General features: G+C 57.5%; 14 protein-coding genes. 10 read left to right on the forward strand and 4 right to left on the reverse strand.

Annotation, left to right across the window (positions count from 1 at the left end):
- Positions 1–267: 267 nt before the first annotated feature.
- From GOX21_RS19035 to GOX21_RS19060, 6 genes are all read left to right on the forward strand, one after another.
- Entirely contained in the window at positions 268–900 is a 633-nt protein-coding gene (locus GOX21_RS19035) for an ATP-dependent Clp protease proteolytic subunit (RefSeq protein ID WP_058282412.1), read from the forward strand.
- Between the two features lie 134 nt (positions 901–1034).
- Positions 1035–2300 (forward strand): ATP-dependent Clp protease ATP-binding subunit ClpX, encoded by a 1266-nt coding sequence (gene clpX / locus GOX21_RS19040; RefSeq protein WP_170351343.1) that lies wholly within the window; start codon positions 1035–1037, stop codon positions 2298–2300.
- Between the two features lie 62 nt (positions 2301–2362).
- Complete coding sequence (locus GOX21_RS19045; RefSeq protein ID WP_170379183.1) at positions 2363–2725, forward strand: RidA family protein; 363 nt, start codon at positions 2363–2365, stop codon at positions 2723–2725.
- A 79-nt stretch (positions 2726–2804) separates the two neighbouring features.
- Complete coding sequence (locus tag GOX21_RS19050; protein ID WP_170362565.1) at positions 2805–3188, forward strand: NADH:ubiquinone oxidoreductase subunit NDUFA12; 384 nt, start codon at positions 2805–2807, stop codon at positions 3186–3188.
- Between the two features lie 12 nt (positions 3189–3200).
- The gene (gene mlaD / locus GOX21_RS19055; protein ID WP_170379185.1) at positions 3201–3653 is read left to right on the forward strand and encodes an outer membrane lipid asymmetry maintenance protein MlaD; all 453 of its coding nucleotides are present in this window, start codon (positions 3201–3203) and stop codon (positions 3651–3653) included.
- A complete protein-coding gene (locus GOX21_RS19060; RefSeq protein WP_170379187.1) occupies positions 3650–4018 on the forward strand; it encodes a DUF2155 domain-containing protein in 369 nt (122 codons plus the stop codon). Before mlaD ends, GOX21_RS19060 begins: the two co-directional genes overlap by 4 nt.
- Here the strand turns inward: GOX21_RS19060 and aat are convergent.
- The 4 genes from aat to GOX21_RS19080 all read right to left on the reverse strand — a co-directional run bounded on the left by aat (position 3973) and on the right by GOX21_RS19080 (position 7204).
- Positions 3973–4605, reverse strand: a complete 633-nt coding sequence (gene aat, locus GOX21_RS19065; RefSeq protein WP_170379189.1) for a leucyl/phenylalanyl-tRNA--protein transferase — start codon at positions 4603–4605, stop codon at positions 3973–3975. The genes GOX21_RS19060 and aat overlap by 46 nt on opposite strands.
- A 48-nt stretch (positions 4606–4653) precedes the next feature.
- Positions 4654–6003 carry an acetyl-CoA carboxylase biotin carboxylase subunit gene (gene accC, locus GOX21_RS19070; protein ID WP_170351337.1) on the reverse strand — a complete coding sequence of 450 codons (1350 nt, stop codon included), beginning with the start codon at positions 6001–6003 and terminating at the stop codon, positions 4654–4656.
- Between the two features lie 9 nt (positions 6004–6012).
- Positions 6013–6516 carry an acetyl-CoA carboxylase biotin carboxyl carrier protein gene (accB, locus tag GOX21_RS19075; RefSeq protein ID WP_170351336.1) on the reverse strand — a complete coding sequence of 168 codons (504 nt, stop codon included), beginning with the start codon at positions 6514–6516 and terminating at the stop codon, positions 6013–6015.
- 151 nt (positions 6517–6667) lie between these two features.
- On the reverse strand, positions 6668–7204 hold the full coding sequence (locus GOX21_RS19080; RefSeq protein WP_170379191.1) for a LuxR C-terminal-related transcriptional regulator: 537 nt from the start codon (positions 7202–7204) through the stop codon (positions 6668–6670).
- 206 nt (positions 7205–7410) lie between these two features.
- Here GOX21_RS19080 and GOX21_RS19085 point away from each other — a divergent pair, with 206 nt between their 5' ends.
- The 4 genes from GOX21_RS19085 (at position 7411) to GOX21_RS19100 (ending at position 12139) form a co-directional block, all read left to right on the forward strand.
- A complete protein-coding gene (locus tag GOX21_RS19085) occupies positions 7411–8706 on the forward strand; it encodes a helix-turn-helix transcriptional regulator (RefSeq protein ID WP_170379193.1) in 1296 nt (431 codons plus the stop codon).
- A gap of 75 nt (positions 8707–8781) precedes the next feature.
- Positions 8782–9162: a response regulator transcription factor gene (locus GOX21_RS19090; protein ID WP_170379195.1), complete on the forward strand. Its 381-nt coding sequence runs from the start codon at positions 8782–8784 to the stop codon at positions 9160–9162.
- The gene (locus tag GOX21_RS19095) at positions 9159–9461 is read left to right on the forward strand and encodes a hypothetical protein (protein ID WP_170351332.1); all 303 of its coding nucleotides are present in this window, start codon (positions 9159–9161) and stop codon (positions 9459–9461) included. Before GOX21_RS19090 ends, GOX21_RS19095 begins: the two co-directional genes overlap by 4 nt.
- Positions 9461–12139, forward strand: a complete 2679-nt coding sequence (locus tag GOX21_RS19100) for a sensor histidine kinase (RefSeq protein ID WP_170379196.1) — start codon at positions 9461–9463, stop codon at positions 12137–12139. Before GOX21_RS19095 ends, GOX21_RS19100 begins: the two co-directional genes overlap by 1 nt.
- The last annotated feature ends 41 nt before the right edge of the window (positions 12140–12180 follow it).

Here is a 12180-nt window from a genome sequence, read left to right on the forward strand (position 1 = left end):
TGAGCGGATCCGATACGCGTTATGTTTGGTTACATATTATGATCATGTATTTCCATATGCACGGATCAAAATGATGTGATGTGACAGCGATGAGATTTGATGGACATCACCGCGATAACTTTGGCGACAGCGGGATTGGGCCTTAAAACACGGCGATAGGGGGTGAAGTATCCGGTCCCCCTTGCAGCCCCCCGATGGCGACACTAAGACTCGGGTAACGTTTCTTCGGGTAATGTCCCGATCCATAGCAAAGCAGGCAGGTTCAGAATGTTCGATCCAGTTGATACCTATATGAATACGCTCGTCCCAATGGTGGTCGAACAGACCAGCCGGGGCGAACGGGCCTACGATATTTTCTCGCGCCTTTTGAAAGAGCGGATCATTTTCATCAACGGCCCGATCCACGACGGGATGAGCCATCTTGTCGTGGCGCAGCTGCTGCATCTTGAGGCGGAAAACCCCAGCAAAGAGATCTCGATCTACATCAACTCGCCAGGTGGAGTGGTGACTTCGGGTTTGTCGATTTACGACACAATGCAGTACATCAAGCCGAAATGTTCGACATTGGTAATCGGTCAGGCGGCCTCGATGGGGTCGGTTTTGCTGGCTGGTGGCGAAAAAGGCATGCGGTTTTCGCTGCCCAACAGCCGCATCATGGTCCACCAACCCAGCGGCGGGTATCAGGGTCAGGCCAGCGACATCATGATTCACGCAGCCGAGACACAGAAACTGAAGGATCGCCTTTATGACATATACGTGCGTCATACGGGCCAGACCAAAAAGGCAGTTGAAAAAGCACTTGATCGTGACAATTTCATGAGCCCGGAAGAGGCGAAAGATTGGGGTCACATCGACGAAATCGTTGAAAACCGCGCGAAAATGGACGGCGACGAGGCCTGAGTTTAAGCCCCCGGGCCGGTGGTGCGGGGGCGCATTTTGAGATTGTAGCCGTCTCGGTGCTGGCCTAAGCTGCACCAACAGGTGGCAAGCGCGGTTCAGGATGGGCCGCAGGGACGAAGCCCGAAAGGTAGAACATGGCGACGAATTCAGGCGGTGACGGCAAGAACACGCTCTACTGTAGCTTCTGCGGCAAGAGCCAGCATGAGGTGCGCAAGCTGATTGCCGGACCGACCGTGTTTATCTGCGATGAATGCGTCGAACTGTGCATGGACATCATCCGCGAGGAAACCAAGGCCAGCGGTCTGAAGTCCTCGGACGGGGTTCCGACACCGAAAGATATCTGCGAGGTTTTGGACGACTATGTGATCGGTCAGGCGACGGCCAAACGGGTTCTGTCGGTTGCGGTTCACAACCACTACAAGCGTTTGAACCACGCCCAAAAGGCGGGTGGCGATATTGAGTTGGCGAAATCCAACATCCTTCTGATCGGCCCAACCGGTTGCGGTAAAACCTTGCTGGCGCAGACATTGGCTCGAATTCTGGACGTACCGTTCACCATGGCAGATGCCACCACGCTGACCGAAGCCGGTTACGTGGGTGAGGATGTCGAGAATATCATTCTCAAACTGCTGCAAGCCAGCGAATACAATGTCGAACGCGCGCAGCGCGGCATCGTATATATCGATGAAGTCGACAAGATTACACGCAAGTCCGAAAACCCGTCGATCACGCGCGATGTGTCGGGCGAAGGCGTTCAGCAGGCGCTGCTGAAACTGATGGAAGGCACCGTGGCCAGTGTTCCGCCGCAAGGTGGTCGTAAGCATCCGCAGCAGGAATTCCTGCAGGTGGACACGACGAATATCCTGTTCATTTGCGGTGGTGCGTTTGCGGGTCTGGACAAGATCATCGCGCAACGTGGCAAGGGCTCGGCCATGGGCTTTGGTGCTGACGTACGTGACAATGATGAACGCGGTGTGGGCGAAATTTTCAAAGATCTGGAGCCCGAAGATCTGCTGAAATTCGGTCTGATCCCGGAATTTGTCGGTCGTCTGCCGGTTTTGGCAACGCTGGAAGATCTGGATGAGGACGCGCTGGTTACCATTCTGACCAAGCCCAAGAACGCTCTGGTCAAACAATATCAGCGCCTGTTCGAACTGGAAGATGCTGAGTTAGCGTTTACCGACGACGCGCTGAAGGCGATTGCCAAGAAGGCCATCGAACGTAAGACCGGCGCGCGCGGGTTGCGCTCGATCCTCGAAGACATCCTGCTGGATACGATGTTCGAACTGCCCGGCATGAAAAACGTGACCGAGGTTGTGGTCAACGAAGAGGCTGTGTCGTCCGACAAGCAGCCGCTGATTATCTATGCGGACGCGGCGGAATCGGCTTCGGCCGGTTAAGTTCAAAACGAATTAGCAAACACGGCGCGGCATGGACCGCGCCGTTTTCTTTTGGAGGCATCATGACGATCAAACGTATCTCCTCGGGCGGAGAATTCGAAGCCAAAATAGGCTACTGCCGTGCGGTGGTAGCCGGTGGCTGGGTTCATGTGGCTGGGACGGTCGGGCAGGGCGATGATGTGATCCAACAATGTCGTGCAGCACTGGTGACGATCGAAAAAGCTCTGAGCGAGGCTGGGGCCAGCTTTGCTGATGTTGTTCGCGTAACATACATGCTGCCGGACCGTGCCGAATTTGAACCCTGCTGGCCGATTTTGCGAGAGTATTTCGGAGAAAACCCTCCGGCCACATCCATGATCGAATGCGGTTTGATTGATCCGAAATTCCGGATCGAAATTGAAGTAACGGCTTATTTGCCGGAATAGTGAGTGCAGCCTTTGTGACACTGGACCTTGGCGTGCCTTTGGTCCATATCTGCGGGGACAGAAATGCCGGAGGCAGCCGATGGGAATCCTGAACACGCTATTGCGGGCCGTAACCTGGTGGAACGGGGCCACTCTGAACACGCAGATTTATACCGCGCGCAAGGGCGTCAAGGTCGGTGAGGACAACGAAGGCAACGTGTTCTACCAAAACGCCGATGACAGTAAGCGCTGGGTGATTTTCAACGGCGAAGCCGAGGCAAGCCGGATCGATCCGGATTGGCACGGTTGGCTGCACCGTACCTGGGACGAGCCACCAACCGACAAACCGTTACAGCACAAATCCTGGGAAAAGCCCCATCAAGAAAACCTGACGGGTACCGCACTGGCTTATGCACCCGCGGGATCTCTGCGTCGGCAAGATCCGATCGAGCGCAAAGATTACGAGGCCTGGAGCCCGGAATAAACGAGGCGAGCAATGTCTACTTACAATGTGACCGAAGTTCTTGTCGGCGGGGCCGTTTTGGCCTGTGCCGTTGCCTTTGGCGTCTATGCAAGCCAATCCACCGGTCTGTCGCAAGGCGGTGAAGGGTATCAACTGGGGGCCTCCTTCCGGTCGCTGGAAGGTGTCGGTGTCGGCACGGATGTACGTCTGGCCGGGGTCAAGATTGGCACGGTAACCGGTGTTACCCTAAACGCAGACACCTATCGTGCGGACACGACATTCACGATCCGGGACGGTATTCTGGTGCCTGATGACAGTGCCATCGTGATCTCTTCCGAAGGGCTGCTGGGCGGCAATTTCGTTGAGGTGATGCCCGGTGGTTCGCCTTTCTATTTCGAGCCGGGCGATCAGGTCGAAGATACCCAAGGCGCGGTGAGCCTGATCTCACTACTGGTCAAATTCGTGGCCGGGGATAGCAGCGAATGAGGCGTTTCGCCCTAATCGCTGCGCTGCTGCTCGCCTCTGGCGCATCAGCTCAGGAAAAGGTTCAATCCGCCCCCGGAGCAATCCTGCGGGGCCTGGACAAAGTCAGCGGCCAAACCGTCGATGTCGAAATGCAAAACGGTCAGACCGGAGAGGTATTCGGTCTGGATGTTGCATTGGGGGATTGCCGCTATCCTGTCGATAACCCGACAGGTGATGCGTTTGCCTATTTGACGATCTGGGAAAAAGGTAAGTCGGATCAATTGTTTGACGGCTGGATGATTGCAACGTCTCCAGCCCTGAACGCGCTGGATCATGCACGCTATGACGTCTGGGTGATCCGCTGTATTACACCCTCGGGCGACTGAACCAAAGGCGTGGTAAAATCTGCGTTGGCGTTCAATGCCTCGTCCAATTCCTGACGGTATTGCGAGCGCGGAATTTCGATTGCACCCAAGGACGCCAGATGAGTTGTCAGAAACTGCGTATCAAACAGCCGAAACCCGGTTTGGCGCAGTCGGTCCACCAGATAGGCCAGTGCGATTTTTGACGCATCTGTTCGGCGTGAGAACATGCTTTCCCCAAAGAATGCAGCCCCCAATGTAACGCCGTAAACACCGCCAACCAATTGATCCTTTTCCCAAACTTCCAGAGAATGCGCATAGCCTGACTGATGAACTTGTATGTAAAGCTCGCGAAGTTCGGCATTGATCCAGGTGTCGGCGCGATCTGCGCAGCCGTCGACCACCCCGGTAAATTCCTGATCTATGGTGACAGAGAACCCGCAATTTCGGATGCGGCGTGCCAGACTGCGCGAGACGTGAAATCCATCCAAGGGAAAGACTCCGCGGAACTTGGGATCAACCCAGAACAATTCTGGTGCGTCGCGGTTTTCAGCCATCGGAAAAATTCCGATGGAATAGCCGTGTAGTAAGAGTTCCGGGGAAAGGCTCATGCGGAATGCTCGAAGGGCGAAGGATTGCAGCCCTTCGCCCCCAGTAGGTTAGTCAGGCATATTCTCAGCAAGCCAGCGTTCCAACCAGTGGATGTTGTAGGTGCCGCTGTGAATGTCGGGTTCCTGCAGGAGGTCGTGAAATAGCGGCACAGTGGTATCAATGCCGTCCACGATCAGTTCGCCCAATGCGCGTTCCAGACGCGCCAGCGCCTCGGCCCGGTCGCGGCCCTGTACGATCAGTTTGGCAATCAGTGAGTCGTAATAGGGCGGGATTGAGTAACCATCATAAAGCGCTGAATCCATCCGCACGCCCAATCCGCCGGGCGCATGATAGGCCGTGATCTTGCCCGGGCAGGGTGAGAAGTTGGGCAGTTTTTCAGCATTGATCCGAACTTCGATGGCGTGGCCATTGATTTCTAGATCGTCCTGACCGAACGACATGTCTTCACCGGCAGCCACGAGAATCTGTTCCCGCACCAGGTCGACGCCAAAGATCCCTTCGGTTACCGGGTGTTCAACCTGAAGACGGGTGTTCATCTCGATGAAATAGAACTCACCGTTTTCGTACAGGAACTCGATGGTACCCGCGCCGATATAGTTGATTTTGGCCACGGCGTCGGCACAGACCTTGCCGATCTTGGCGCGTTCCTCTGGCGTGATGCAGGGGCCAGGGGCCTCTTCAAACACCTTCTGGTGGCGACGCTGCAGCGAACAGTCGCGTTCGCCCAGATGAACCGCTTTGCCTTTGCCATCGCCAAACACCTGAATTTCGATGTGGCGCGGCGTGGTCAGGTATTTCTCAATATAGACCTCGTCATTGCCAAAGGCGGCTTTGCCCTCGGCCCGTGCGGTCATGAATGCGCTTTCCATCTCATCGGCGTTCATCGCGACTTTCATGCCGCGCCCACCGCCACCTGCGGTGGCCTTGATGATAACGGGATAGCCGAAATCTTCGCCGATCTTTTTAGCGGTTGCCAGGTCAGGCACACCACCATCCGAACCGGGAACGCAGGGCACACCCAGTTGTTTCATCGTGTCTTTGGCGGTGATCTTGTCGCCCATGATGCGGATATGTTCCGCGGTGGGGCCAATAAAGGTGATGCCGTGATCTTCGACGATCTGCACGAACTCGGCATTCTCGGACAGGAAGCCGTAACCGGGGTGGATCGCCTGTGCGCCGGTGATTTCACAGGCCGAGATGATCGCGGGCATCGAAAGATAGCTCTGCGGGCTGGGCGGAGGGCCGATACATACCGATTCGTCCGCCATGCGCACATGCATCGCGTCGCTGTCAGCGGTTGAATGCACGGCGACCGTCTTAATCCCCATCTCGCGCGCTGCGCGGATGACGCGCAGGGCGATCTCGCCTCGGTTGGCAATCAGGATTTTGTCGAACATGGGCCCGCCCTACTCAACGATGACCAGAGGGGTGCCGAATTCTACAGCGTCACCATCACCAACCAGAATACGCTTGATGGTGCCTGCTTTGGGCGCGTGGATATGGTTCATGGTTTTCATCGCTTCGACGATCAGCAGTGTGTCGCCTTCGGACACCGACGCGCCGACCGAAATGAACGCAGGTGCGCCCGGTTCAGCTTGCATATACACGGTGCCGACCATGGGCGAGGTTACGGCGCCGGGGTGGCTGGCCGGATCTTCCTGTGCGGCGGGGGCTTCGGCTGCTGCGGGCGCGGCAGCAGGGGCGGCAACGGGCGCGGCCGGGGCTGCGGCAGGAACGGCAACCTGAACCGGAGCAGCGGCGACCTGGTTCATGCGGCTGACGCGCACGTTCAGGCTGTCTTCTTCGCCATATTCGCGTTTGACCTGCAATTCGGTCAGATCGTTTTCGCGCAGCAATTCAGCCAGTGCCTTGATGAATGCCACATCCGCTTCGTGTTTGGTGTCTGTCATGAGTGTCCTCGACGGTTCCCCTTTGGCCCGTCTGTTCCTGCGGGCTTTGGTCTAATTACGCAGCGTTATAAGCCAAGCGCCCGGCCATGAAAAGCGCAGTCTCGGCCTGACAGATAAGGGTTTTACCCAAGTTTTCCCGGGGGGGAAGGGGCTACAGTGGCATTCCTGAAAGTTTCGCCACCAATTCGGGTAGTTTGCGTGCCCCGAATTTCTCAAGCAGGCGCGCGCGATAGGCTTCGATCGTCCGATAACTAAGGCCCAATTCACCCCCGATTTCCTTTGCGGACAGGCCACGGCAAGACATGATGGCAACCTCACGCTCGCGAACAGTCAGTTCGACCAGGGGACGTTCTTCCGAGATGTCGGAAAAGCTCCAGATGCCATGTCGGAACGGGTCGTCCGGTGTTAACGAGCGCCCGCGGGCACGGCACCAGAACAGATCGCTGTTGCGCCTCCGCATGACCCGCTCATCCGTGTAATACCCGGTGTCGCGCATCACCTGCAGGCTGCGTGCGCCTATGCGCTCCCAATCGGCGACCGAGGGGTACAGATGCAACAGAGGCATGTTCCGATAATCCGCAACCTCGCCGCCAAAGGTGCGGGCGAACTGCAGGTTGCAGCGCCGGATAATCCGGTTTTCCAATTCGACTAATCCGATTGGCGCATATTCAAAGGCGGGATCGCTCATCCAGCTATCGTGCCGGGAATTGGGTGAAATGAGAAGGGGCAGTACGCAGATTCTGATCACGGCTGGCGGACGATGAGGCGTGCAGATGTGTTAAATTTGTAAAGTGGCTATGAAAATTTGTGCATAACTAATAGAAAAGAAAAACAAGTTTTGAAAACATCGTTAGGAAATGGCTAATTAAGTTCGTGTAAGATAGGGGTAAGGGTATGCGCGATACGCTGACAGGCAGTCGCATTCGGGAAAGGCGTCAGATCGCCGGGATGCGCCAGGCTGAGCTGGCGCGGCGGGTCGGGATATCGGCATCTTACCTTAATCTTATCGAACACAACCGCCGCCGGATCGGTGGCAAGTTGCTGGTCAATATAGCGACGGTGCTGGCGGTGGAACCTTCGGTGCTGACACAGGGGATCGAAGCTACATTGATTGCCGCGCTACGCGAGGCGGCGGCTGATGCCGTTGGTCAACAGGCTGAACTGGACGGGTTAGAAGAATTCGCGGGCCGGTTCCCTGGATGGGCGGGTGTACTGGCCCAGATGCATCGGCGTGTGGTGTCGTTGGAGCGCACAGTCGAAACCTTATCCGACAGGTTGACTCATGATCCCCATCTGGCGGCGTCCATGCACGAGGTCTTGTCAACCGCTGCTGCGATTCGTTCAACCGCGGCTATTCTGGCAGACACGCAGGAAATCGAACCAGAATGGCGGGACCGGTTTCACAGCAACCTGCATCAGGATGCGGAACGCTTGGCGGATAGCTCGAAATCGCTTGTGGCTTACCTTGATGAAAGCGATTCCGCCGGGGATCATCGGGGCGTTCCGCTGGAGGATGTCGAGGCGTTTTTCGACGCCAACGGGCATCATTTCCCGCAGATCGAACAGGGTGGGCCCGGCGCTGAAATTGATCTGAGCGATCTGGATTCGGCGACAGCCAAATCCCTGACACGAGACTTTCTTGACATCTATGCTGCAGATGCCCGGGCCATGCCGCTAGAGGATGTGCAAGCGGCTTTGGCAGAATCTGCGTTGAACCCGCTGCAATTGGCGTCCCGGTTTTCGGTGGATCTTGCGACGGTGCTGCGTCGGTTGGCGGCCCTGCCGGACGGGTATCTGGGCCGCCCGACGGGTCTGGTGGTGTGTGACGCATCCGGCAGCATTCTGTTCAACAAATCCGTCCCCGGCTTTGCTATGCCGCGTTTTGGCGAAGCCTGCCCCCTGTGGCCGTTGTTTCAGGCCCTGAACAGGCCCTTGGTGCCCATTCGGCAACGCATTGTACAGCTTGGTCGGACGGCCGCTGTCTTCGACTGTTATGCCTATGCCTGGCCGCAATCCGTTTCCGGGTACGACGAGGGGCCAGTTTATCGCTCGGTGATGCTGGTACGCTCGGTCGAAGACGTGGCGCATGACGAACAGGCCGTGGCCCGGGTTGGGCCCAGTTGCAGGGTCTGCCCGCACAGCGACTGCAAGTCGCGGCGCGAACCGTCAATTCTGAGCGAAGGTTTTTGACAGTTTCCTGACACTGCGCGTAAGCTGTCGGAGACGGGTCTGCCAGTTTGTAGCCCGTCACGGGGAGGACAGATAATGAGCCGTAAGGTTCTGTTAATTGAGGATGAGCCCAACATCGCCGAGGCCATTCGGTTTCTGCTGACGCGTGAGGGTTGGCAGGTGGAAACCCATGCCGAAGGCGCGGACGCGTTGCAGGTCATTCAGGGGGCAAGCCCGGATCTGGTCATTCTGGACGTGATGTTGCCGGGCAAAAGTGGGATGGAGATTCTACGCGACTTGCGTGAGCTTGAGGATATGCAGGGCCTTCCGGTTTTGATGCTGACAGCCCGCGGCCAGTCCCGAGATCGCGAAATGGCCGAAAACGCCGGTGTCAGCCGCTTCATGACCAAGCCGTTTTCCAATACCGAGATGCTGACGGCAGTGCGCGACCTGCATGCGCAGGCGACACAGTCATGAGCACAGGCGAAGACCGGCCGCCCTCGGGGGTTCGGCCTTCGCTTTTTCTTGAGCGACAGAGTTATCGCCGTCGCAGGCTGTCAGACGCCGCGCGCCTGTTGCCATTTTTGGGGGCGGCGCTGCTGGCCATTCCGTTGCTGTGGCCTGATGAGCCGGGTGCGCCGGAAGGGGTGCCCCTGTCCTCAGCGATTTTTTACATCTTTGCCTGCTGGGCGGGCCTGATTGTTGCCAGCCTAGTGTTTGGCTTTGCTGCCCGGCGTATGGCCATTCCGGACGATTCCGAGCCCGAGACGGATTGATGGCCACGCTGAACGTCCTTATTCTGGTCTGCCTTGCCTATGTTGTTCTGCTGTTCGGGGTCGCGTTTGCCGCGGATCGGATGGCGGCGGCCGGGCGGGGGGCTTGGCTTCGTTCTCCACTGATCTACACACTGTCGCTGTCGATCTATTGTACGGCTTGGACGTTTTATGGCGCCGTGGGCAACGCCGCGCGGTCGGGGTTAGAATTCGTGACCATTTACCTGGGGCCAACGCTGGTGATGGTCGGTTGGTGGTGGGGACTGCGCAAACTGGTGCGGGTCGGGCGCAGTCAGCGGGTGACCTCGATCGCTGACCTGATTTCTTCACGCTATGGCAAATCCAATACACTGGCGATCTGTGTGACCATTCTGGCTGTGCTAGGCGGAACCCCCTACATCGCGTTGCAACTGCAATCCATTACCCTGTCATTTTCTATCTTTGCCGAGGCTGACCCCTCGGGGCTGTATCGCGAAGGTGCCAGCGTTTTTTGGGTTGCTGCAGGGTTGGCCATCTTTGCGATCCTGTTTGGTACCCGGAACCTGGATGCCAATGAACGGCACCACGGAGTAGTGACGGCCATCGCATTGGAATCCGTGGTCAAGCTGTTCGCGCTTTTGGCGGTTGGCGCCTTTGTGGTCTGGGGCGTTGCGGGGGGCGTGGGGCCGATGATGGACCGGATCGACGCCTCTGAGATCGGCCAGTGGAATGTGGATGCGGGGCGCTGGACCACGTTTATTTTCCTATCCGCCGCGGCTTTTATCTGCCTGCCGCGTATGTTTCAGGTGATGGTGGTTGAAAACGCGGATGAAGGGCACCTGAGGACCGCTGCCTGGGCCTTTCCGCTGTATCTGCTGTTGATGAGCCTTTTTGTGGTGCCGATCGCGGTCGTTGGTCTGGACCTGATGCCCGAAGGGTCAAATCCCGATCTGTTTGTCCTGACTGTACCCTTGTCTCAGGGCAATGATTGGTTGGCGATGTTGTCCTTTATCGGCGGCTTCTCTTCGGCCACATCGATGGTCATCGTTACCGCAATGGCGTTGTCGACCATGGTGTCAAACCATTTGGTCATGCCAATCTGGCTGAGCACGCAGGAAGGGTCCGGCTCAGTTTCGGGGGACGTTCGGAATGTCGTTCTGATGGCGCGTCGGGTGTCGATCGCTGTCATCATGGCGCTGGGTTTCTTTTACTACCGCCTGTCCGGTGGCGGCGCGGCTTTGGCGTCAATCGGATTGGTGGCCTTTGCCGGGATTTCTCAAATCCTGCCCGCACTAGTCGGCGGTCTGTTCTGGCGCGGTGCTACGCGGACCGGCGCGCTGGTGGGCCTGACGGTAGGTTTCCTGCTTTGGATATACACACTGCTGTTGCCGGGGATGAGTGGGGCGTTGATACCCGAAACGGTCGTTCTAAACGGGCCCTTCGGGTGGGGTTGGCTGCGCCCGCAGGCCCTGTTTGGGATCGAAGGTATGGACCCGATGGTACACACCGTTATGTGGTCACTGTCCCTGAATACGGTGGCGTTCTGTGTTGCATCGTTGCTAAGCGTTCCCAGCCCGTTGGAACGCCTGCAAGGGGCGCAATTCGTTAACGTTTTCGACCATTCGGTCGCGCCGCGCGGCTGGACGGGATCGGTGGCTCAGAGCGAAGACTTGATGATCATGACCCAGCGGATATTGGGGGCGGGCCCGGCGCAAGACTTCTTTCATGCCGAGGCAGAACAGCAGGGTGGTCGCTCTAGCCTGCCGGAACCCACGCCCGCCTTTCTGGAACGTCTGGAACGGGAACTCAGCGGCTCTGTCGGTGCGGCCACAGCGCATGCGATGATTGGCCAGATCGTCGGGGGATCATCCGTTTCGGTCGAAGACCTGTTGGCGGTGGCCGACGAATCCGCTCAGTTGCTGGAATATTCCAGCCAACTGGAGGTCAAATCCGCCGAGCTGTCCCGCACCGCGCGGCAATTGCGCGAGGCAAACACCAAGCTCACGCAAATCTCGGAACAGAAGGATAGTTTCCTTAGCCAGGTCAGCCATGAGTTGCGCACACCCATGACCTCGATCCGCGCGTTTTCCGAGATCATGCGTGACACCGACGGGCTGAGCCCCGAAGAACAGACGCGCTATGCCGCGATCATTCATGACGAAGCTTTGCGCCTGACGCGATTGTTGGATGACCTACTTGATCTTAGCGTACTGGAAAGCGGACAGGTCAGCCTGAACGTGGGCGGGGATACGCTTCGCTCGGTTCTGGATCGGGCGGTGTCCAGTGCATTGGCCGGAACCGGGCAAACACTGACCGTCAAACGCGCGAAAGCGTCCGAGCGTATCCCGCTGTTAACCGATCTGGATCGGCTGGGGCAGGTGTTCATCAATTTGATTTCCAATGCTCAGAAATATTGCGATGCCGACGAGCCCGAACTGACAATCTCGGCCCATGATGTTGGTGGGCAAGTTGTGATTGATTTTGCCGATAACGGCAGTGGCATCCCGCCCGAGGCGCGCTCGATGGTGTTCGAAAAATTCGCCCGTGTTGGCGTCGACAAGGCGGGGGGTGCCGGATTGGGTTTGGCGATCTGCCGCGAGATTATGCAGCGCCTGGGCGGTGAAATCACCTATCTGCCCGGTCAGGGTGGGGCGGCCTTCCGTGTTCGTTTGCCACTGGCCTATCGGCAGGCCGCGCAGTGATGTGCTTATAAAGACATTCGTAACCAGCACCGGTTTAGACA

This window comes from Ruegeria atlantica, from assembly GCF_013032005.1.
Lineage (GTDB): Bacteria > Pseudomonadota > Alphaproteobacteria > Rhodobacterales > Rhodobacteraceae > Ruegeria > Ruegeria atlantica_A.